Origin of the sequence: Kamptonema formosum PCC 6407, from assembly GCF_000332155.1 — a bacterium.
Classification (GTDB): domain Bacteria; phylum Cyanobacteriota; class Cyanobacteriia; order Cyanobacteriales; family Microcoleaceae; genus Kamptonema; species Kamptonema formosum.
The window spans coordinates 710946-732806 of record NZ_KB235904.1 but is presented as its reverse complement, the minus strand read 5'-3'; the positions used below and the strand labels follow the sequence as shown (position 1 = coordinate 732806).

The window sequence follows — 21861 nt, the reverse complement described above, 5'->3', positions numbered from 1 at the left end:
TACCATTTGGCATTTTTAATTACCCCATTCCTTGTTAAAACTGGAGCGCATTACTAATTGATATAATGAAATTAAGCACAAAGCTCTATTTAGGCTTTTTTATAATCCCAGCAATGATTTTGATGGCGATCGCTATTTATTCTATTTCTTCCTTTGAACGGATAGATCGGCAAATCGCCACCATCTATGATGACCGGGTTGTGCCTTTGCAACAGATCAAGCAAGTTTCAGACAGTTATGCCATCGTGATTATCGATAGCTTTAATAAAGCTGAGGTGGGTTTAATTACCAGTGATGATGCACTCCAAGCTATTAATAAAGCTCAGATAATCATTCAGGATAGTTGGAATGCTTATCACAATACTAATTTAACTTTGGCAGAGGAAGCTATTATTGCTGAGACCGAGGATTTATTCATTCAAGTCAATAGCAAAATAGCTCAGATCGAGCCAGTGTTAAAAAGTCAAAATACATCTCAATTAGATGCCTTAGAGAGGTCTTTATATAACTATACTGACCCTTTAACTACCCAGCTTCAAGAGTTGATAAATTTGCAGATCCGGGTAGCTAAAGAAGAGCGAGAAAAAGCTAATTTAGTTTATGCAGAAATCCAGCTTGTTTTTAAAATATTATTGGTTATTTCACTATTGATTGCTTCTCCTATTGGCTTTATCTTCAGCCGTTCTATTCTGACTGCATTTAAACATACTCTCAATGCCCTTGTGGCAACTTCAACAGAGATGGCTGTTGCTGCCGAAGAACAGGATCGAATTGCCGCACAGCAAGCCTCTGCTGTGAATCAAACTACTAGCACGATGACTCAATTAACGGCTTCCTCAAAAGTTGCGGCCCAGCAGGCTGAAGCAGCCGCAGAGGGTGCTAAACAGGTCTTAGATTTAGCTTCCGGAGGAACTCAGACAGTAGCGCGATCGCTCTCAGAAATGGTTGCTCTTAAACAAAAAATGGTAGTGATGCAAGCGCAGATTTTCCAACTGAGCGAACAAACCGATCGAATTGGCAGTATTTCAAGTTTAGTTAGCGATTTAGCTAACCAAACAAATATGCTGGCACTCAATGCTGCGATCGAGGCTGTACGCGCCGGGACTCATGGTAATGGATTTGCGGTTATTGCTGCCGAGATTCGCAAGCTAGCAGATCGAAGTCAGAAATCGGCTACTAAGATTAACGATCTGGTTGAAGATATCCAGAAAGCAATTCATTCAACAGAAATAGTAACGAGGGATAGCACGAAAACACTTGAAGAGGGAGCTAAAATATCCCAAGATACAGCAGAGACTTTTAGTGGTGTCAAGGCAGCAATTGATGAGTTTGCTGTCAACGTTCAAACTATCTCGCTCAATGCTCAACAACAAGCGATCGCGATTCAGCAAGTAGTAGAAGCTATGAGAGTTCTCAATACAGCAGCAGCCGAAACTGCAAGCGGTATCCGCCAAGTCAAAATCGGTACGCAAAACCTGAATGAAGCGGCCATAGTTCTTAAAGCTCTAGTTTAACTAACTGTTGGTTAAATGTTAGTAATTACCAATTACCAAATACAAAAATGATGATCGAAGATGAAGAACTAAGAAATGTCTTTAAATCTGCAAGCGAAGAGCATTTACAGAAACTTGACGACGGATTTCTGTATTTAGAGAAACATCCAGATGACTCAGCCAAATTAGAAGAATTGCTGCGAGAAACCCACTCACTCAAAGGCGATGCTGGTATGTTGGGCGTTAAAGATGTGTCAACATTAGCTCATCAAATGGAGCATATTTTGGGAAGCGTTAAACGAGGCGAAACAGTTTTAACTCCCGAAATTAGCGATCGCCTTTCTCAAGGTTTGGAAGCCCTTCGCCAACTCGTCAATGAAGCCGTAACAGGAGAATCTTCCGGTATCAATGCCTTTTATATCCTCGCCTCGATGATGGGCGCTTCCACTTCACAGCAGAGGAATAGGGAAACGTCAGAAAGTCAGCAGCATGAAAAGACAAATGTAGAAGAACAAACCATCACGCCACCGGGAAAAGAAATTATAAATCAAAATGTTGAGGAGGTTGTAAGCGATAATTTTTTGCTTTCACCGATAAATTCTGTAGAGACGGTTTTAGCCGATAACTCTTCACTTTTGGAGGCGAATGCTGTAGAGGTGAATTTAACTGATAGCTCTTCGCTATTACAGACAAACTCATTAGAAATTACCCCTAATTCTGTAGAGGCAGGTTTAGCGGATAATTCTTCGCGATCGCAGACAAACTCACTGCAAAACTCACCCCTTCCAGCTTCTCCCACTTACCGCATTGAAACTATTCGCGTTCCCACGCAAAACCTTGATGCTTTAATGACGCAAGCAGGGGAACTCACAGTTACTAAAATTCGACTCGCTCACCGATTATCCGAAATCGAAGAAATTACAACTTTATGCGAAGATTGGAGCCGAGATGCCTTTCTCAATCGCTTTGTGCTTAACCAGGTGGAAACCCCAACCAATATCTCTGCACAAAATGGTGCAATGGCGCAATTGCAGAAATATCACCAATACGCCGAAGAACGTTTAGAAAATTTGGGGATTCTCATCAATAGCTTGAGAACTGAAATCTATGAAGATACTGCCAGATTAGATTTAATTGCGGGGGAATTAGAAGAAGGAATTCGCACTTTACGGTTGCTACCTTTGTCTACTATTTTCAATATATTTCCTCGGATGGTTAGGGACTTAGCCAGACAGGAAGGCAAGCAAGTAGAATTAATTATTGTAGGCGGCGAAACCAGAGCCGATAAACGCATTCTGGAAGAAATGAAAGATCCTCTGATGCACATGATTCGGAACGCAATCGATCATGGCATTGAAACACCAGCGGAACGCGAACAAAAAGGTAAACCCAGTCTCGCAACCCTTCAACTCAGAGGCTACAATACTGCTACTAATATCATAATTGAAGTCATCGATGACGGCAGAGGATTAGATATCGAACAAATTAAAAAAACGGCAATTAAACGCGGTATTTACACAGAAGAAGAACTCGCTGTAATGACAGCCAACCAAATTCAAAGCCTAATTTTTTCTTCGGGTTTTTCAACTCGCACATTTGTTACCGAGGTCTCTGGCAGAGGCGTAGGTTTAGATGTAGTTCGTAGCAATGTAGAAGCTCTAAAAGGAACTATTCAAGTAGAATCAACAGTCGGACAAGGATGTACTTTGCGGCTGTCTCTAGGCACTACTTTAACTACTGCTCATGTGCTAATTGTAGCTGTTAACGGAATTTATTATGCCTTACCTGTGGAATTTATTCAGACAACTCGACTGGTATCACAGTCTGATATTTTCCCCCTTGAAGGCAGGGAAACAATAGTTTTAGATGACCATCCAGTATCAGTTGCTAAACTTGAAAACTTGATCCAAATAAATAATAAAGCATGGCAGTTATGGAATAATAAAAAGGGAGAGAGACAAGGCAATACTAACCATAACACTTCCCGTCCACACTTATCAAGCACTAATCATAAACAAATGTTTTGTATTATTCTAAAAATCGGTGAGGAACGGTTGGGATTATTCGTGGATGCTCTGATCGATGAACAGGATGTCGTACTCAAACCCCAAAGTCATTTGCTCAAACGAGTTCGCAACGTTGCAGGTGCAACTATTTTAGGTACTGGCGAAGTTTGTATGGTGTTAAATCCTCAAGATTTGATTAAGTCTATACGGAAACAAGCTGTATCCCGTACCTCGTTACTTAGTTTAACTGATGCCGGAAGCGAGGCTGTCACGACAAAGCAAGTTATTCTGCTAGCAGAAGACTCCATTGCTACCCGCACTCAAGAAAAGCGGATTCTCGAAGCTGCGGGTTATGAAGTTGTGACAGCGGTAGATGGATTGGATGCTTATAATAAGTTAAAAACTCGCACTTTTGATGCTGTGGTCTCAGATGTACAAATGCCTAATTTAGATGGTTTAGAGCTAACTACTAAGATTCGTCAGCATAGAGAATATAGCGAATTGCCCATTATTTTGGTTACGTCTTTAGCTTCGGATGAAGATAAAAAAAGAGGTGCAGAAGCAGGGGCAAGTGCCTACATTACTAAAGGAAATTTCAATCAAGAAGTATTGTTGCAAACTTTGAGCAGATTGGTGTAAGTAGTCGGACATAAATAAACACTATAAATTGTAAGGTGGGCGCTCGCCTCTCTCAAGAATTAAAAATGGAAAATTAAAAATTGAAAATTTAATTAATTTCATTTTTAATTTTTAACGTTTAATTATGTCCGACTACTTAGCACTCATTATTATAGTCGAATTTCCGATATGATTTTAGCTGTGAATACAGGAATTACATATCGCTAACGTCCAGCAACCGTCTCAACGCTAAGAATACCGCTCCGAGAGCGATGCTACAAACAATTTTGGGTAATTTTTAGAATATCTAAACTTACTCTGCGACTGTAGGATACAGTAGTAACTAGCACTGAAAAACCAGCCAAAATCGACTATGATGGCTCCTATTCGGGTTCTGTTAGTAGAGGATTCCCCCGTTGTCCTCATTGTCCTTAAAAGAATATTTGCCTTGTCACCTGAAATTGAAGTTGTTGGAACCGCTTGCAACGGTTTAGAGGCATTGGAAGCGATCCCCAAAGTCCAGCCAGATGTGATCTGTACTGATTTTCACATGGCTCAAATGGATGGTCTGGAATTCATCAAGGAAGTGATGGCTAAGTTCCCGCGACCGATTTTAGTAATCAGTGCTTCAGTTCAGGCAGAGGATACTTATAATGTATTTCAGTTGCTCGAAGCTGGAGCAGTCGATGTTTTTCCTAAACCTACAAGCGGATTAGTCTCTGATTATGAAAGGCTCAGGCTGGAATTGACTGGAAAAATTAAAATCCTCTCAGGGGTTAAGGTATTCACGCGGCATCAAAGGAAAGGAGGAACTCTTGAGCAGGGGAAAGGGGGAGAGCGGATAATTACCAATTACCAATTACCAATTACCAATTACCAACAACCAATTACCAATTACCAATCCAGAGTTATTAAAGTTTTAGCTATTGGCGCTTCTACTGGTGGCCCCCAAGCTTTGCACAAGATTATTTCTCAGTTACCAGGTAATTTTCCAGTGCCAGTAATTTGCATCCAGCACATCAGTGAAGGATTTTTAAAAGGTTTGGTAGATTGGTTAGCTTCTGGGTCTAAACTACCAGTTAAAATTGCTAATAGTGGGGAAAAACCGCAATCAGGTACTATTTATTTCCCCCCGGAAAAACGCCATTTAGAGTTAGACAAAGTAGGTCGATTTATTTATTCTACTGCGCCGCCTGTAGGGGGGCATTGTCCCTCCGTGACGGTGACATTTAAATCAGTGGCTAGTTTCTACGGTCGGGCGGCGGCGGGTGTGCTGCTGACGGGAATGGGGAGAGATGGTGCGGAGGGAATGTTAGCGATCGCGCAAGCTGGAGGTCTGACAATCGCCCAAGATGAAGCTAGCTGCGTAGTCTTCGGAATGCCAAAAGAAGCGATCGCCCTCAATGCTGTCCAGCACGTATTGCCCATCGGCGAGATCGCTCCTTTGCTACTCAGTAAGATCTAACTAGGGGCTAGGGGCTAGGGACTAGGGGAATAAGGGAATAAGGGAATAAGGGAATAAGGGAAGAGAATCAAGGGTGGAAGGAAATCAGAACTTCCTAGCCACCTTGGTAGTTGCTATAGTTAACAAACAGTTAACCGTTAACAGATATTGACAAACTTACCCACAACTACGCGCAGTTTCTCAGCATCGAAAGGCTTGGTCAAATATTCCGTTGCCCCCGCCAAACGTCCCTGTACCTTATCAAAAGCTCCATCTCGCGCCGTCAGCATCACGATCGGTAATTTATGAAACTGAGGTAAACTGCGTACCGTGCGGCAGAGTTCCAACCCATCAATACCCGGCATCGAAACATCCAACAACAACACGGCTACCTTTTCATGGTAAATCATCGACAAAGCATCCACTGCATTGTCCGTTACCAACACCCGAAAATCTTTGCCTAACGCCTGTTTCACAAGTCCTTGCATAACAGTGCTATCATCCACTGCTAAGATAGTCGGCATCAAACTTTCACTTCCAGGCATATTTATTCCCTCACTCTATTTATAGTTCGCGATATAACTAACTACAGTTGATATAAATGCTTAGAATACCTATTTACCATTCGATAGCGGTAAATTGTCTATTCACATGATATGATGTAATAGCCATCGTCAAGAACTAGCTGATAATTCCCTACTAGAGATTGAAATCAAACCGCGATTGAAATTAAAAGATACTAGGCTGGCTCATCCCTGTTCTTCCCAAGCGTTCGCTCCTCTATGCCGCTACACTAGCACTATAATTATATTAAATTATGTAAATAAATTTAACACTTCTGCAATCTTCTCACTTAAACGTAGCAGTTACCACCTTGAAACTCGGTAGAGGCTGGCTGAAATTGGTAGAGATATTGTTGGCGATCCTCACTCCTGAGCCGATAACCTAGCGGTCGTAAACTAAAGATGGGTCAGTTAGAATATAATCAAAATAATAAAAAAATTAAAAAGAGTTTTCAATTGTATCTATATTTGGTATCAGTGGTGTTCTTGCTCAAACGAGTATAACTTCCAGGGTCATTCAAGGCGTTAGAGGCAATCTCAGTTTCACTCGTCCCAACTCTTCTCCAAAATACAGAATTAAACCTAATGCTTGTCCAAAAGTTATTAAAAAAGGTAGATTTCCATTTGGAGGAGAAGTTATAAATGAAAGCACTATCGCTAAGTAATCACAAAGTGTTCAGGCTCGACGACCTCCGTCTATACCAGCTCCTTGGCTCTGCTCCCGAAGCTTCCTTCGACGATCTGACGATCTTGGCTGCTCATTTATGCCAAGCTCCGATCGCTTTCATCAGCTTTATTGATGCTAACCACCAGTGGTTAAAGTCAGAAGTTGGCATGGAGGAAGGAACCGCACACCGCTACCTAGATTTCTGCGAACACGCCATTAGGCGGAATGAGGAGAGACAAGAGGGAGAGCAGACTTCCCCTTTGCTCCCCCAAACAGAGACAGCATTCGCAAGTGCAAATACTCACAACCACTTAGCGATCGTGCCGGATGCCTCAACAGACAAGCGGTTTGCCAATCACCCTCTCGTCACCTCCAACCCCGGCGTAAAATTTTATGTGGGTCTGCCGATTGTCGCTCCCGAAGGACTAACTGTAGGCATATTGTCTGTCATGGACTTTACGCCGCGAGAATTGACAGAAAATGCTAGAAATGCACTTCAAGCATTAGCTCGGCAAGTGGCTGGCATGGTAGACTTACGGCGTAAATTAGTCAATCTGGGAGGCAAAGTTCTCAGGCTCGAAGACATCATCAACGATCGCAAAGAAGTTTGGGAGGTAGTGCGATCGGAGCGCGATTTCTTTTCCACCGCACTTAACACCGTCGGTGCATTAGTCGTGATTCTCGATACAAATTTTAAAATTGTCCGCTTTAACCGCACCTCCGAGCGCGTAACTGGCTACTCAGCTTCCGAGGTAGAAGGCAAATATCTCTGGGCATTATTCGAGGTTGCTGAGACTTCAGAATTAAAATCTACTTTTGAGGCGCTTCGCAATAATAAAGACAGCAAGTTAGATAGACAACTACCCAAACAATACGAAAACTACTGCCAAACAACCGACGGCTCTCGCCGCTGGATTGCCTGGTCAAATACAACGATCGAAGACGCAAAAGGTACTGTAAAATATATAATCTGCACGGGGATCGACATCACAGAGCGGCGAGCGGTGGAAGCGGAAATTCACAAATCCCAAAAGTTACTCAAATCGATCGTCGAAAATATTCCCCATACAATTTTTGTCAAAGAAGCGGAAAAACTGACATTTGTTAGCTTCAATCAAGCCGGAGCAGAACTGATCGGCTATGAGAAAGAACAATTAATTGGCAAGAACGATTATGATTTCTTCCCCAAAACAGAAGCAGATTTTTTTATAAGTAAAGACCGAGAAGTTTTAGCCAATGGTCAGATGTTAGATATCCCGGAAGAACAGATCCAAACTAAAAATAAAGGTTTGAGAATACTACATACCCAAAAAATACCTATTTTCGATGAAACAGGCAAACCAGAATATTTATTAGGCATTTCTGAAGACATTACCGAAGGCAAACAAGCAGAGGAAACTCTGATCTTGCTGGAGCGTGCGATCTCAGCCAGCAGCAACGGCATCGTGATTACCGACAATACTCAACCAGACAACCCAATTATTTACTGCAATGCAGCCTTTGAAAAAATGACAGGCTACTCCCGCTCAGAAGTAATTGGACGCAACTGCCGATTTTTACAATCTACAGATGCCGAAAGTGAAAAAGCCCGCCAAAAAATTCGGGAGGCTCTGCGCTTGGAGCAAGAATGTCATGTAATTTTAAAGAATTATCGCAAAGATGGGACTTATTTTTGGAATGAACTAGCAATTTCCCCAGTCAGAGACTCAAGGGGTCGCTTGACGCATTTTGTTGGCGTACAAACTGATATCACCGATCGCAAACAAGCAGAAGAAGCACTCAAAGAAAGTGAGGAACGCTACCGCTTGTTAGCAGAAAACTCCACAGATTTGATTTCTAGGCACACACCAGAAGGAATTTACCTCTATGTTTCCCCAGCTTGCCATACTTTACTGGGATATACGCCGGAAGAAATGCTAGGACGTTCAGCTTACGAGTTTTTCCACCCAGAAGATTTAGCCGCGCTGCAAAAAATCCATCTCCACACCTTAAACTCTAGAGAAATTTACACAATTAGCTACCGCATTCGCCGCAAAGATAGTAGCTATATCTGGTTTGAAACTACTTGTCACTCGATTTGGGATCTAAATAGCGAGAGAGTACAACAACTGGTAGCAGTCTCGCGAGACATCACCGAACGCAAGCTTACAGAGGCTTCGTTGTGGGAGCGATCGCGCCTGTCAATCTTGGAAGCTGAGGTAGGCGCAGCATTAGGAGGTGGTGGGACAATATCCGCAATCCTGAATCTGTGCACAGAGGCGATGATACAGCACCTTGACGCTACAGGTGTAGGTATCTGGACTTTTAACCAACAGGCCAAGCAGTTAGAGTTGCAGGCTTCGTCAGGAGTGGGGACGGGGGATTGGGCGAACTTCTGGTATCCTGAAGAAGGCAAAAGGCAGAAGGCAGAAGGCAGAGGAAAGGGGGAAGAGCAAACGCAGGAATTGTTGACTCTTTTAACTCAAAATGGCGTTGGCGTTGCCTACCCGCAAGGTTTAACCTTGCCAGGAACGAACTCATCTCTGGACGCTCAAAACTCTCTAAACTCTTCTAATTCAAAACCGGTAAGCATTGCGGGTACAACGAAACCATCTCAAAACCGGGAAGCATTGTCTGGTGGGAAGCAATCTCTGACCAATCAAAACTCCTTTGCTTCCGCAGCAGTCCCGATTACTTATCCGTTAATTGTGGAAGAACGGTTAGTGGGGGTAATGGCTCTGATCGCTAGTAAACCTGTGACGGAAGGGGTGCGAGAGGTACTGGGGTGGGTAGCTTTAGCGATCGCAGTGGCGATCGATCGGGTGAAAGCGCGGGAAGAACTTAATAGCCGCCGCGAGGGTTTGCTGTTCCGTCTGGCGAGTCAAATTCGGGATTCCCTCGACCTCGATACTATTTTGGGAACGGCGGTGAATGAGATTCGCAGTTTGTTACAGATCGATCAGTGTCATTTTCTGTGGTATTTGCCGGGAGGGACGCATCAGTTGAGCTTTGCTGTCACCCACGAGGCGGGGAATCCTAAATTACAGCATCGGCTTTTGGAGTATCCGCCGGCACAAGTGAATTTGCTAGCCGAGAAAATTCGCGATCGCCAGACGGTAAGGATTGATGATGTAGAATTGGACACTGATTTAGACCCCGAAATCCGGGCTTTTTTACGCACTACCCAGATCTCATCGCAACTGCTGCTACCATTGGAAACGCGATCGGGTCAATTGGGGGCGGTGGTTTGCAATCACTACAGCGGCCGCCGGGATTGGAAGGATTCGGAAGTGGAATTACTGCACGCTGTGGTCGATCAATTGGCGATCGCGATCGACCAAGCAGAACTTTATGCTCAAACCCGCGCTGCGGCCTTGGCGGCTCAAACTCAGGCTTTCCACCTCAGCGATGCTTTGCAGAGTTTGCAGCAAAAAGAAGCTCAGCTCATCCAGAATGAAAAAATGTCTTCTCTGGGTCAAATGGTAGCAGGTGTCGCCCATGAGATTAATAATCCCGTTAATTTTATCTATGGCAATCTGACTTACTGTGAGGAGTACGTTAAAGATATCTTGCAAGTGTTACGCATTTATCAGAAACACTACCCCAATCCGGTTCCAGAAGTTAAAACTTTGACCGAAGCGATCGATCTAGATTTTTTGGTCGAGGATTTGCCGAAAATCTTATCTTCAATGGAGATGGGTGCTGAACGGATTCGCCAGATTGTGCTCTCTCTGCGGAATTTCTCGCGGTTAGATGAGGCTGAAATGAAGCCGGTGGATATCCACGAAGGAATTGAGAGCACTCTACTGATTTTACACAACCGCTTGAAATCTAAGGGTAAGAATTCGGGAATAGAGATAATTAAGGAATTGGGGATTTTGCCGAGAGTAGAGTGTTATGCGGGACAATTGAATCAAGTGTTTATGAATGTGATTGGGAATGCGATCGATGCTTTGGAAAATCAACCAGAACCTCGGACAATTAGGATTATTACTGGGGTGATGGCTGGGGAGGAGTTTTCTCAATCTGCTTTCCCCAATCCTGAATATGTGGTGATTCGGATTCAGGACAGCGGGGCAGGAATTAGCGATAAAGTCAAAAATCGGCTGTTTGACCCCTTCTTTACTACGAAGCCCGTAGGTAAGGGTACAGGCTTAGGCTTGTCGATTAGCTATCAGATTGTGGTAGAGAAACACGGCGGCATTTTCAAATGTATCTCCGAGCCGGGGCAAGGAGCGGAGTTTTGGATTCAGATCCCGGTGCGGCCGCCATACCATCTCCGACCTCAAAGTTAAGCAGGAGTGGGAATTGGCGCAGTTTTGGAGAAAATTTTAATTTAGATCGGCAAATTGCTTGACACCTGCTGTGTAAATGCTAGAATGACAAAGGTTAAGTCATTGGGGCGTCGCCAAGTGGTAAGGCAGCTGGTTTTGGTCCAGCCATTCAGAGGTTCGAATCCTTTCGCCCCAGTTTTAGATGATTCCTCTTTTATCACTAGAGGGAGAGAAAAGTTTCAGCAGCAAGCAAACTTGGAACAGAAAAAGATCCGATGAGAGTAGGACTTACGCGAAAAACCCGGTTTCTGACCAAAATCGTCGCTTTTTTCGAGAAATATTGACGCAGAAACCGGATTTTTGACGGAGCGTGCGTTAACGAATTGCTTGCAGAGGTACATCAAGAAGTGAAAACTTTTCCCAATCTTCTGAATCAAAATGCCACCATTCAGTTGATAGAGATACAAATCCCTGGGCTTTCATCACCCTTTCAAGTAATTGACTATTTTTCCTAGATTGAACGCTGCCACCTAAATAATCTCTATGAGCTTTTTCAGTAAAATCATCGAATCCTGTAGGCATTTCTAGTTCTTTACCACTGCGATCTACGAGGGTAAGATCGACAGCCGCACCCCGATTGTGTCGCGAACCTCTAGCAGGATTGGCAACGTAGCGCGAATCTGGCATAGCTGCCCACATTTGCTTAGTAACTGATAGCGGTCTGTAGCAGTCATAAACTTTTAAACTGAGTCCTATTTTTTGCACATTTTCTTGAACTCGCGACAGCCTTTGAGCAACACTTGCTCTTAATGCACATCGTGCGACAGAATACAGCTTTCTCTTTAAGAAATTATTGGTGGTCGCATAGCGGATATCTAGGCGTATATTAGGGTTTACTGTGCGGATATCGATCGTTCTTGCCCAACTAGGAACTTGATAAAGTGGCATACTTTCAGTTGGTTTCGAGATGGGTGAAGCTTCATCATTTATTACTGTAGGTGGATCGGTGGCTCGGACAATAGTCAAGTTTATACTTATTACAGATAACAACACGACCAGAAATATTATTAAATATTTACCAAAGTTACTCAATCCAAAGTTACTCAATTTCATAGTTAATGGTTAGTTATTGGTTGTTAGCTGCGATCGAAAAAGTTAATAAAAAATAAAAATGAAAGCATTGTTATCTTTCATTTTTAATTTTTAATTAGATCGTTACTCAGATCCCTAAGCGCTGATAAATTTGGTCTAAATGCCTTAGTTGATACTGCGGATCGAAGCAATCTTCAATTTCTTTTGCTGTCAAACAAGCAGTAACGTGACTATCTTTGGCAATTAGATCGTGGAAATTTCCTGAGTTTTTGTTCCAGGCTTCATGAGCACAGGATTGGACAATTTTATATGCTTCTTCCCGGTTCATTCCCTTTTCTACCAGGGCTAAAAGTACCCGCTGGCTAAAGATAACTCCTCCGTAAATATTCATATTCCGCTTCATGTTTTCTGGATAAACCAGCAAGTTTTTTACTAAGTCGGTAATTTCCGATAACATGAAGTGCGTTAAGGTCGAAGCTTCTGGCAAAATTATTCGTTCTACGGAACTATGAGAGATATCACGTTCGTGCCATAAAGCAACATTTTCTAGAGCTGCTACGGCATGACCTCTGATAATTCTTGCCAGTCCTGTCAGCCGTTCAGAGCGGATAGGGTTGCGTTTATGAGGCATAGCTGACGAGCCTTTTTGCCCTTTAGAAAAGAATTCTTCAACTTCCAGAACATCTGTTCGTTGGAGGTTCCGAATTTCTACTGCAAAACGCTCGATAGATGCAGCGATCAGAGCTAAAGTTTGGACATATTCGGCGTGGCGATCGCGCGAAATTACCTGAGTAGATGCAGTATCAGGTTCTAGTCCCAGATTTTGGCAGGAAATAGCTTCTACTTTGGGGTCAATATTGGCATAGGTTCCGACTGCACCGGATATTTTACCAACAGCAATAGAGGAGCGAACTCGCACCAATCTTTCGCGATTACGGCAAACTTCTGCCAACCATCCTGCTAGTTTAAAGCCAAAAGTAATAGGCTCAGCATGAATCCCGTGAGAGCGTCCCACCATCACAGTATCTCGGTGTTTTTGAGCCTGATAGCGAATAGCTTGACTCAAACATTCTAGGCGTTCTAGTAAGATATCAGCACTCTTTACCAGTTGCAGAGCTAAAGCAGTATCTACAACATCAGAACTCGTTAAACCGAGGTGAATATAGCGGCCTGCATCGCCTACATATTCATTCACATTTGTCAAAAATGCGATGATATCGTGGCGGACTTCGGCTTCAATTTCTAGGACGCGCTTAGGGTCAAAATTAGCCTTAGCTTTGATTTCTTCGACTGCTTCGGCGGGGATGTAGCCGAGTTCGGCTTGTGCTTCGCAGACTGCGATTTCTACTTGCAGCCATGTTTTGAGCTTGGCTGTGTCTGTCCAGATTTCGCCCATTTCGGGCAGAGTGTAGCGATCGATCACGGTTGGGGCCGCAGAATACAACTGTCTTATTGTACGTCTGATGGGCAGGCAATTGATCTTTACAAATATGTGACACATCGTCCGTAGACTGATAGTCCATATAAATTCACAATTGGCACATGAATCAATCGAAAAAAAAGATTCTTCGTGCTTTAGGTCATCTCGTAAGGCAACGCAGGACAGCTTTGGGAATTTCGCAAGAAGAACTGGGACTGCGGGCTAACTTAGACCGCACTTATATATCTGGAGTCGAACGCGGAGTAAGAAATCCCTCCCTGACAGCACTTACAAGTCTTGCTAAGGGTCTAGACCTAACCGTTTCTAATCTTCTTAACAATCTAGAAATAGTGGTGGAAAACATAGAATGAGCAATCAAGATTTAGCAAGCACAATTAAAGCTCAATTGAGACAAGACTCAACCCAATTAAAAGTTTTTAATCTTCTGTCTGACCAACAATGGCATTGTCGAGAGTGTGAAGGAAAACAGATAGCCTCATCTCAATATGCTGGCGGTGGCGGTATTCAAGAATTGCAACGGAAACATGAGGATAGCCAATTTCATCAAAAGCCTCGCAAATTGCTTTTTTAACAGCACCTTTCTGTATTGTCAAAATTCCTGGGACATTTTCCATAACAACATACCAAGGATGTATTTCAGAGACAGCGCGGACAAACTCTTTGAATAGACGATTGCGAGGATCGTTGGGGTCACGTTTTCCCGCAACGGAGAAACCTTGACATGGTGGCCCACCTACAACAAGATGGACTTTGGGGGAATTGATTTGACTTAACCATTGTTGGGGAGAAAAGCTTTTTATATCCCCACAAAAGTGATGGCACTTAGGAAAGTTTTTTTGATGAGTCGCAGAAGCGATGGGATTAGCTTCAACACTTGCTACAGGTTGAAAACCTGCTTGTACTAAACCTTGTGTCATTCCTCCTGCACCGCAGAAAAGATCGACAAAGGTATAACCTGATGCAGGCAACAACGGCGATTTGATATCAATGAATATCTTGTATGGATCGCTGTCATCTGTTTCTAGTTGACGTTTAATGCGTTCATAACGTCCTAATTTTACTTGTTTTTGTCTTGGGGCTGAAATTGGATTTTCGTCACTAGAAAACAAAGACAATTGTATTGCTTCCATCTTACATTTTATTGTTACTGCATCCTATCTATTGTACGATACTGAATCGCCTCCGCAACATGATTACTTTTCAAACTTTCATCCCTCCCTAAATCTGCAATAGTCCTCGCCACTTTCAAAATGCGATCGCTGGCCCTCGCAGACAGCCCCAATTTCCGAATTGCCCCTTCTAATAAATTCCGAGAAGCATCATCTAACTGGCACCATTTATTAATATGACGGCTCTGCATTTCCGCATTACAACGCAAATTAGATTCTAATTTAAACCTTTCCCGTGCTCGCGATCGCGCCTCCTGTACTCTTACTCGCACTGGTTCCGACTCTTCCCCCGTAGACTGACGGGTGATTTCCTCTGGTTTCAAACGATTCACAGCTACTTGTAAATCAATTCTATCCATCAAAGGCCCAGAAAGTTTTGCCCAGTATTGCTCTCTTTTTTGCGGCGAACAAGTACACTGTTGAATAGGATCGCCGTAATAACCACAAGCGCAAGGATTGGTACTAGAAACCAAGGTAAATTGTGCGGGAAATACAACAGATTGTCTAGTCCTAGAAATTGTAACTTGACCATCTTCTAGCGGCTGCCGTAAAAACTCCAAAACATCCCGTTTAAATTCCGTCAATTCATCTAGAAAAAGCACACCTCGGTGAGCTAAAGAGATTTCCCCCGGACGAGGAAAACTCCCACCACCAACAAGAGAAGGGCCAGAAGCAGAATGATGAGGACTGCGAAAAGGGCGATCGCTAATTAGCCTTCCTCTATCCTTCAGCAACCCCGCCACAGAATGAATTTGAGTTACTTCTAAAGCTTCATCAAAACTCAGTGGTGGTAAGATTCCAGGTAAACGTCTTGCTAACATAGTTTTACCACTACCAGGCGGCCCAACAAAAATTAAATTATGCCCACCAGCGGCAGCAATTTCTAGAGCCCTACGAGCATGAGCCTGTCCTTTTACATCCTTTAAATCTAAAGTATTAAATTGTGTAGTAGCTAATTCTTTCCTAGCATCTACTTCCATCGGTGAGTAGCAGTTTGGATTATTCAAAAAATCTGTAACTGCAAATATATTCTCGAAACCATAAACAGATAAGCCTTCAATCAATGCGGCCTCTTGTGCATTCGCAGCAGGCAAAATCAATCCCGCAATACCCATTTTTTTTGCCGCAGCAGCAATGGGCAAAACTCCAGCAACAGGGCGCAAACTTCCGTCCAGAGAAAGTTCTCCTAAAAATAAATAATCTCCTAACAAATCTGCATTAACTTGTTCCGAAGCTGCTAAAATTCCCACTGCGATTGACAAATCAAAGCTTGGCCCTTCCTTTCGCAAATCTGCGGGAGTTAAATTAATCACTATACTCCGCATTGGAAACGCATAACCAGCATTTTTCAGAGTTGCTTTTACCCTTTCTTTGGCTTCTTGGACAGCAGTATCAGGTAGACCCACCACCACAATTTTAGGCAGTCCTCCCGATACATCAACCTCAACGCCTACCTTTACAGCGTCTATGCCAACAATAGATGCGCTCCAAACCCTAGCTAACATTATCCTCAATCCTTATGCGCGTGTCTTCGATCACCTTGTATTATGTCGCATTTTTGTTCGCTGTAGCGCCACCTCTAGGTAATTCTATTACGGACTAGAGGCAACACTATAAATAATTTTGCATAAATTATATTATGATTAACAATAACAATTGAAGATTGAGAAATGACTTTATCTTCTTCCTTCTTACTTTAAACCCATGACAACTCACGATACCCTTTTCACCAAGATTATCCGCCGAGAAATTCCCGCAGAAATAGTTTATGAGGATGACTTGACCCTTGCTTTCAAAGATATCAATCCTCAAGCACCCGTCCATATCCTTGTCATTCCTAAAAAGCCTATTCCCAAACTAGCCGATGCTGAATCCCAAGACCACGCACTCATGGGTCACTTATTGCTGACTGTCAAGCGGGTTGCTGAAGCGGCGGGACTCAGTAATGGCTACCGCGTTGTCATTAATACTGGTGCTGACGGCGGCCAGACTGTAGACCACCTGCATCTTCATATTCTGGGGGGCCGTCAGATGGCATGGCCTCCGGGTTGAAGATTCATAAGTTAATCTAATCAATTTCACAACTAAATTTAATGTTAAAGGGGGTTTACAAACCGAAATAAAAGCGTTAATCTTATTTACATGGCGGAACACAAAACCGCTCTGAACCTTGAAAAATACATAAAGCAATCATAAGCACATGACAACTACCTTACAACAGCGCGAAAGCGCTAACGTTTGGGAGCGCTTCTGCGAGTGGGTAACATCCACCGACAACCGGATTTACATCGGTTGGTTCGGCGTTCTGATGATCCCCACCCTCTTAACCGCCACCATCTGCTACATCATCGCCTTCATCGCCGCTCCTCCCGTTGACATCGACGGTATTCGCGAGCCCGTTGCAGGTTCCTTAATGTACGGAAACAACATCATCACCGGTGCTGTTGTTCCTTCTTCTAACGCGATTGGTCTGCACTTCTACCCAATTTGGGAAGCAGCTTCTCTCGATGAGTGGCTCTATAATGGCGGCCCCTACCAGTTAGTGATTTTCCACTTCCTGCTTGGCGTGTTCTGCTACATGGGTCGCGAATGGGAATTATCTTACCGCTTAGGTATGCGTCCTTGGATCTGCGTAGCTTACTCTGCACCAGTAGCAGCAGCAACAGCAGTATTCTTGATCTACCCTATCGGTCAAGGTTCTTTCTCCGATGGTATGCCTTTGGGTATCAGCGGAACTTTCAACTTCATGATCGTGTTCCAAGCTGAGCACAATATCTTGATGCACCCCTTCCATATGTTAGGTGTGGCTGGTGTGTTTGGTGGTTCTCTGTTCTCTGCAATGCACGGTTCGTTGGTGACTTCTTCTTTGTTGCGTGAAACCACTGAGGCTGAATCTCAAAACTACGGTTACAAGTTCGGTCAAGAAGAAGAAACTTACAATATCGTTGCAGCTCACGGCTACTTCGGTCGTTTGATTTTCCAATACGCTTCATTTAACAATAGCCGTTCTCTGCACTTCTTCTTGGGTGCATGGCCAGTTGTGGGTATCTGGTTTACCGCTTTGGGTATTTCCACGATGGCTTTCAACTTGAATGGTTTTAACTTCAACCAATCGATTATCGACTCACAAGGTCGTGTGGTCAATACTTGGGCTGATGTGATTAACCGCGCTAATTTGGGTATGGAAGTAATGCACGAGCGTAATGCTCACAACTTCCCTCTCGATTTGGCGGCTGGTGAGTCTACTCCAGTTGCTTTGGTTGCTCCTGCTATCAATGGCTAGGTTTTAGTTGTTGGTAACAAGAAACGCTCTCATTCGTGAGGGCGTTTTTTGTTGGAATAAAATTTGTTTCTTCATATTTTATTCTTCCTCCTCTGATAAAATCACTGACTCTAAAATTGTCCATTCCCCTGAACAATATGTTTAAGAGTCGTCAAAGTTTTCAGGCCAATCAATCCTCGCCTATAGCCCTTTTGATTAGACATTCCCAAAAAGATAGCATCTCCCCGATTTTGATAGCGTGAAAATCGAGGCGAGGCATTAATAAAAGTAGAAGCACTATTAACATCCAAGGCAAATTCGCGACTTTCCTGGTAAGATTCTGTCGCGATACTATCTGCATGACCACTGCTATACCGATTAATCCATGCGATCGCAGCCTCTAAATCCTCTACAACCTTAAACGCTACTGTTTTGTTTAAATAAGGCTGATTCCACTCCACCACCTCAGCCAGTCTCAACTCAGGAAAATCCGCCACCAAATCGGCATCCCCCCTGATTTCAAAGCCTTTCTCCTTTAAACTATTCCACAGTCGCACTAAAGAAGAAGGCTTTTGATTTGGGTCAATCAACACTTTCTCGATCGCATTCACTGGATCTGGTTCGCTTTGATGGCTATCTAAAATCATCCACCTCGCCATTTCTAAACTACCAGTAGGCGACCAATAGAGATAACAATTACCCATAGCCGACCTCAACGCTGGCGCGGTAGACTGTCGCACTACTTGCTGTACTAAACTAGGGCGACCGTAGGGAATTATTAAATTTATATATTGGTCTTGGGTGACTAAATCTCGAATTGACGCACCGCGATCGGCAGGTAATATTTCTAAAGAGCCTACAGGCAAACCCACCTCATCGATCGCTGACTGTAAAGCTTCCGCAATTACCGTATTCGAGTGACTCGCCTCAGTTCCCCCTTTGAGAATTAAACTATTAGCACTTTTCAGACACAAACCCGCTGCGATCGCTGCTAACTCCGGGAATGCTTCGTAAATTAAAGCTATTACTCCCAGGGGAATCTGTTGGCAGTACACCTGACATTGATCTGCCTGGTAAGAAGCACTCACCACTTTGCCAATTGGATCGGGCATTTCTCCTAGTCGCTGGAGAATCTGCACTGTTGTTTGCACCCTTTCTGGCGTGAGTTTTAGCCACTCTACAATCAATTCGGGGATTGCCATCTCCCGACTAGCTTCTAAATCCAGAGTATTTGCTTCTAAAATGTCATTCTGCCGAGCTTTAAGTTCCCGCGCCATCGCCTGCAAAGCCGCAGCACGAACAGTCCCCTTAACCCCCGCCAATTCTAATGAGGCTTGGTAAGCGCGGCGAGCAGCACTTATCGAAGCTTGTGTCGAGGTAGAATCTTCGCTTGTCATCACGCTAACGTCTGTAAGCCAGCCAGACCATAAGCGCTGGCAGCATCGCTAGCAGCACCGCTACCATCGCCCAGAGAATGATATTTGTACCAGGCGATCGCAGCGCCAAGGGCAGCCAAATCACCAAGGGTACCAAAATCATTACCAAAGCCAACGGCAAGTAGTGCGCCTTCAAACCCGGATGCGCTCTGTTCCAATGGTGGCCACTCCAACGCCAAGCTTGCTTATAAGGATAGTTAGTCGAGAGCTGTTCAATTATATAGCCGCTCTCATCCAATACAAAAATTTGCTGACAGCGATTGCATCCAAAGGCTTCTGTCAGCGCGATCGGTACCAAACGACCTCGCCGCCGGCAGGGGCAAGGGTAGTCACCATTTAAATCAATCTTTTGAGCTTTCTGAGATGGCACGAGCGATCGTAGAATCAAAAGCGTTTATGCAGAGACGATCTTAAAGATATCGAATATGATTCTATCATAAGCTTTCCTTCCTTCACCAAATGTTAAGGTTCAAGGGAAAAGCCTGTAAATAGAACTCCCAAGTTTACTTCTTAACTTAATATTGATATCATTCTAAAGCGGGTGACGCGATTCGAACGCGCGACATTCACCTTGGCAAGGTGACGCTCTACCACTGAGCTACACCCGCATTGATTGCGGTAAATATAATAATCTCAAAATCAGCTTGATTTGTCAAGTCTATTTTAGAAATTTTTTCCAGCAATTTTGTTAGCAGTAGGCAAGAGGGGGAGGTAGGGCAGTGCAAAGATTTGTGAAGGCACATTTCCCGCACCCCATTCTCAACCAATATGGCGTTATTCCAAGATTTCCGGCGCAATTGCCCGGTTTCCGGCAATCGACAAAGCTTGAGCAGCAGTTGGGGCCCCAGCAAGTTGACTGTGGGAGTCCCCACCTTGACCCTTAATTTGACGCATCAAACTCGCCATTTCCAAAGCCGCCATTGCATAATCCCAGCCCTTATTGCTTTTAATTCCTGCTCGTTCCAGAGCTTGCTGCATCGTATCCGCCGTCACAATACCGAAAATTACCGGTACCCCAGTCTGAAAACTAGCAGCAGCAATACCCTTAGACACCTCAGCCGCCACAAAATCAAAATGAGGAGTTTGACCTCGAATCACAGCCCCCAAACAGATTACCGCATCGTAGCGGCGAGTGAGAGCCATTTGGTGAGCAACCATAGACACCTCAAAACTTCCTGGCACCCAAACATAATCCACCTGAGTACCGTGAGGATTCGGATCTACACCATGACGCTTTAAACAATCTTGAGCACCTTCCAACAGCTTGCTAGTAATCAAATCATTAAAGCGACCGATCGCAAATGCAAACTTAAAAGATTCTGTCTCAGTAAAATTCCCCTCAAAAACGGCCATGTCAGTAGTTGTTAATTAATTGGTCAAGTGCGGAAGTAGAGACGTAGAGAAGCGAGCAAGAGGGAAGAAACTGGTAAAGTGGGGGAATATCTCAAAACCGCGCCACAGTCTTCCTTCTTCCCTCTTCTTTCTTCCTTCGCTTGGCTCAAACCACCAAAAAGTTCAAAGCCGCCACAGCAAGCACAAGAACGATCCAGATACCAGAACCAAGGTAAAGTAGGCTTTTAGATTGGTTCCAGTTTTGAGGAGAGGCATAGGCGACGGGTACGCCAACAACCATCACAAAGGACAACACAACCAAAGCCGTTAAAACAAGTTGAAACAAGATTGATAACAACATTTTGCTCCTTTTCGATACAAGAGTCCCTAAGTAGAAATACTCCAGGTGGTTTGCGCTAAATTTTGATTAGTTGCTCTGTGACAATCCCACGCCTTGAAGTTGTGGAAGTGTTAGCTCAACTCTTTGCAAATATAGCCCTCAGTAGTAAGCTACCAGAAATTCGGTTCTCTCAGTTGGCGTTTTTGGATTTTGAGCGTGAAGTTAATTTTGTGCCACACTACAGCAGATTTTGACGCTCTTGGAGCCGCAGTCGGGCTTTGTGTGCTACATCCTGGCAGCAGGATTGTCCTGACTGGAGGGTGCCATCCCACTGTCCGAGATTTTTTAGCTCTCCACCGAGACGAGTACCCGTTAATCGAACGTCGTTCGGTCAATCCAAAACTAATTCGTTCTATTGCCATAGTAGATACTACAGCTCGCGATCGCTTGGGAAAAGCTGCTGAGTGGCTGGATTTACCCCACCTACAAGAGATTACTGTCTACGACCATCACCTCAACATCCATCTGGACATCCCAGCTACAACTACCCACATAGAACCAGTAGGCGCTACTACCACTCTGATTGTAGAAAAGCTCCGTTTAGCAGAAAAGAGCGGGGGGGGCGGGGGGGCAGGGGGGCAGGGGGAGAGGGGGGAGGCGGGGGAGGCGGGGGGAGGAGGGAGGGGAGTGAGGAAGGTTAAATCTTCCCTATCTTCCCCATCCTCCCCATCCTCCCCATCCTCCC

Annotated in this window: 17 protein-coding genes and 2 tRNA genes; 9 read left to right on the top strand and 10 right to left on the bottom strand. The window is 44.1% G+C overall.

The features are described 5' to 3' along the window. Positions 1 to 65: 65 nt before the first annotated feature. The 3 genes from OSCIL6407_RS0120150 (at position 66) to cheB (ending at position 5582) form a co-directional block, all read left to right on the top strand. Positions 66 to 1514, top strand: a complete 1449-nt coding sequence (locus OSCIL6407_RS0120150; RefSeq protein ID WP_019487592.1) for a HAMP domain-containing methyl-accepting chemotaxis protein — start codon at positions 66 to 68, stop codon at positions 1512 to 1514. Between the two features lie 50 nt (positions 1515 to 1564). Then, positions 1565 to 4138, top strand: a complete 2574-nt coding sequence (locus OSCIL6407_RS0120145) for a hybrid sensor histidine kinase/response regulator (protein WP_324603632.1) — start codon at positions 1565 to 1567, stop codon at positions 4136 to 4138. A gap of 352 nt (positions 4139 to 4490) precedes the next feature. After that, positions 4491 to 5582, top strand: a complete 1092-nt coding sequence (gene cheB, locus OSCIL6407_RS0120140) for a chemotaxis-specific protein-glutamate methyltransferase CheB (protein ID WP_007353133.1) — start codon at positions 4491 to 4493, stop codon at positions 5580 to 5582. Between the two features lie 137 nt (positions 5583 to 5719). Here the strand turns inward: cheB and OSCIL6407_RS0120135 are convergent, their stop codons facing one another. Continuing rightward, entirely contained in the window at positions 5720 to 6106 is a 387-nt protein-coding gene (locus OSCIL6407_RS0120135) for a response regulator (RefSeq protein WP_007353134.1), read from the bottom strand. 660 nt (positions 6107 to 6766) lie between these two features. Here OSCIL6407_RS0120135 and OSCIL6407_RS0120130 point away from each other — a divergent pair. After that, entirely contained in the window at positions 6767 to 11065 is a 4299-nt protein-coding gene (locus tag OSCIL6407_RS0120130; protein ID WP_007353135.1) for a PAS domain S-box protein, read from the top strand. A 103-nt stretch (positions 11066 to 11168) separates the two neighbouring features. Beyond that, a tRNA-Gln gene (locus tag OSCIL6407_RS0120125) sits at positions 11169 to 11240 on the top strand. A gap of 179 nt (positions 11241 to 11419) precedes the next feature. On the opposite strand, the gene OSCIL6407_RS0120120 is transcribed toward OSCIL6407_RS0120125, so the two are convergent. Further along, the gene (locus OSCIL6407_RS0120120; RefSeq protein WP_019487591.1) at positions 11420 to 12157 is read right to left on the bottom strand and encodes a M15 family metallopeptidase; all 738 of its coding nucleotides are present in this window, start codon (positions 12155 to 12157) and stop codon (positions 11420 to 11422) included. Between the two features lie 106 nt (positions 12158 to 12263). Continuing rightward, complete coding sequence (gene purB / locus OSCIL6407_RS0120115) at positions 12264 to 13559, bottom strand: adenylosuccinate lyase (protein ID WP_019487590.1); 1296 nt, start codon at positions 13557 to 13559, stop codon at positions 12264 to 12266. Between the two features lie 119 nt (positions 13560 to 13678). Here purB and OSCIL6407_RS0120110 point away from each other — a divergent pair, with 119 nt between their 5' ends. Next, positions 13679 to 13927 (top strand): helix-turn-helix domain-containing protein, encoded by a 249-nt coding sequence (locus OSCIL6407_RS0120110; RefSeq protein ID WP_007353138.1) that lies wholly within the window; start codon positions 13679 to 13681, stop codon positions 13925 to 13927. Positions 13928 to 13993: 66 nt separating this feature from the next. On the opposite strand, the gene OSCIL6407_RS31030 is transcribed toward OSCIL6407_RS0120110, so the two are convergent. Together OSCIL6407_RS31030 and OSCIL6407_RS0120100 are read right to left on the bottom strand one after the other, a co-directional pair. Beyond that, positions 13994 to 14707 (bottom strand): DNA cytosine methyltransferase, encoded by a 714-nt coding sequence (locus tag OSCIL6407_RS31030; RefSeq protein ID WP_007353140.1) that lies wholly within the window; start codon positions 14705 to 14707, stop codon positions 13994 to 13996. Positions 14708 to 14721: 14 nt separating this feature from the next. Further along, positions 14722 to 16251: a YifB family Mg chelatase-like AAA ATPase gene (locus OSCIL6407_RS0120100; RefSeq protein ID WP_007353141.1), complete on the bottom strand. Its 1530-nt coding sequence runs from the start codon at positions 16249 to 16251 to the stop codon at positions 14722 to 14724. 199 nt (positions 16252 to 16450) lie between these two features. On the opposite strand from OSCIL6407_RS0120100, the gene OSCIL6407_RS0120095 reads away from it, so the two are divergent. Beyond that, the gene (locus tag OSCIL6407_RS0120095; protein ID WP_007353142.1) at positions 16451 to 16798 is read left to right on the top strand and encodes a histidine triad nucleotide-binding protein; all 348 of its coding nucleotides are present in this window, start codon (positions 16451 to 16453) and stop codon (positions 16796 to 16798) included. A gap of 148 nt (positions 16799 to 16946) precedes the next feature. Continuing rightward, positions 16947 to 18029 (top strand): photosystem II q(b) protein, encoded by a 1083-nt coding sequence (gene psbA, locus OSCIL6407_RS0120090; protein ID WP_019487222.1) that lies wholly within the window; start codon positions 16947 to 16949, stop codon positions 18027 to 18029. Positions 18030 to 18139: 110 nt separating this feature from the next. On the opposite strand, the gene OSCIL6407_RS0120085 is transcribed toward psbA, so the two are convergent. The 5 genes from OSCIL6407_RS0120085 to psbZ form a co-directional block, all read right to left on the bottom strand. Next, positions 18140 to 19405 (bottom strand): glutamate-5-semialdehyde dehydrogenase, encoded by a 1266-nt coding sequence (locus OSCIL6407_RS0120085; RefSeq protein ID WP_007357621.1) that lies wholly within the window; start codon positions 19403 to 19405, stop codon positions 18140 to 18142. Between the two features lie 4 nt (positions 19406 to 19409). After that, a complete protein-coding gene (locus OSCIL6407_RS37225; RefSeq protein WP_007357620.1) occupies positions 19410 to 19814 on the bottom strand; it encodes a hypothetical protein in 405 nt (134 codons plus the stop codon). Positions 19815 to 19980: 166 nt separating this feature from the next. After that, a tRNA-Gly gene (locus tag OSCIL6407_RS0120075) sits at positions 19981 to 20052 on the bottom strand. A 166-nt stretch (positions 20053 to 20218) separates the two neighbouring features. Further along, positions 20219 to 20797: a 6,7-dimethyl-8-ribityllumazine synthase gene (gene ribH / locus OSCIL6407_RS0120065; RefSeq protein ID WP_007357619.1), complete on the bottom strand. Its 579-nt coding sequence runs from the start codon at positions 20795 to 20797 to the stop codon at positions 20219 to 20221. A 145-nt stretch (positions 20798 to 20942) separates the two neighbouring features. Continuing rightward, positions 20943 to 21137 carry a photosystem II reaction center protein PsbZ gene (gene psbZ / locus OSCIL6407_RS0120060; RefSeq protein ID WP_007357618.1) on the bottom strand — a complete coding sequence of 65 codons (195 nt, stop codon included), beginning with the start codon at positions 21135 to 21137 and terminating at the stop codon, positions 20943 to 20945. A gap of 195 nt (positions 21138 to 21332) precedes the next feature. On the opposite strand from psbZ, the gene OSCIL6407_RS31025 reads away from it, so the two are divergent. Continuing rightward, a partial coding sequence (locus tag OSCIL6407_RS31025) for a DHH family phosphoesterase (protein WP_040650323.1) occupies positions 21333 to 21861 on the top strand: 529 nt, incomplete at its 3' end.

Bases quoted from the DNA above. Each gene is read 5' to 3' on its own strand.
- OSCIL6407_RS0120150 (WP_019487592.1), top strand. From the start codon at position 66: ATGAAATTAAGCACAAAGCTCTATTTAGGCTTTTTTATAATCCCAGCA.
- OSCIL6407_RS0120145 (WP_324603632.1), top strand. From the start codon at position 1,565: ATGATCGAAGATGAAGAACTAAGAAATGTCTTTAAATCTGCAAGCGAA.
- cheB (WP_007353133.1), top strand. From the start codon at position 4,491: ATGATGGCTCCTATTCGGGTTCTGTTAGTAGAGGATTCCCCCGTTGTC.
- OSCIL6407_RS0120135 (WP_007353134.1), bottom strand. From the start codon at position 6,106: ATGCCTGGAAGTGAAAGTTTGATGCCGACTATCTTAGCAGTGGATGAT.
- OSCIL6407_RS0120130 (WP_007353135.1), top strand. From the start codon at position 6,767: ATGAAAGCACTATCGCTAAGTAATCACAAAGTGTTCAGGCTCGACGAC.
- OSCIL6407_RS0120120 (WP_019487591.1), bottom strand. From the start codon at position 12,157: ATGAAATTGAGTAACTTTGGATTGAGTAACTTTGGTAAATATTTAATA.
- OSCIL6407_RS0120110 (WP_007353138.1), top strand. From the start codon at position 13,679: ATGAATCAATCGAAAAAAAAGATTCTTCGTGCTTTAGGTCATCTCGTA.
- OSCIL6407_RS31030 (WP_007353140.1), bottom strand. From the start codon at position 14,707: ATGGAAGCAATACAATTGTCTTTGTTTTCTAGTGACGAAAATCCAATT.
- OSCIL6407_RS0120100 (WP_007353141.1), bottom strand. From the start codon at position 16,251: ATGTTAGCTAGGGTTTGGAGCGCATCTATTGTTGGCATAGACGCTGTA.
- OSCIL6407_RS0120095 (WP_007353142.1), top strand. From the start codon at position 16,451: ATGACAACTCACGATACCCTTTTCACCAAGATTATCCGCCGAGAAATT.
- psbA (WP_019487222.1), top strand. From the start codon at position 16,947: ATGACAACTACCTTACAACAGCGCGAAAGCGCTAACGTTTGGGAGCGC.
- OSCIL6407_RS0120085 (WP_007357621.1), bottom strand. From the start codon at position 19,405: ATGACAAGCGAAGATTCTACCTCGACACAAGCTTCGATAAGTGCTGCT.
- ribH (WP_007357619.1), bottom strand. From the start codon at position 20,797: ATGGCCGTTTTTGAGGGGAATTTTACTGAGACAGAATCTTTTAAGTTT.
- psbZ (WP_007357618.1), bottom strand. From the start codon at position 21,137: ATGTTGTTATCAATCTTGTTTCAACTTGTTTTAACGGCTTTGGTTGTG.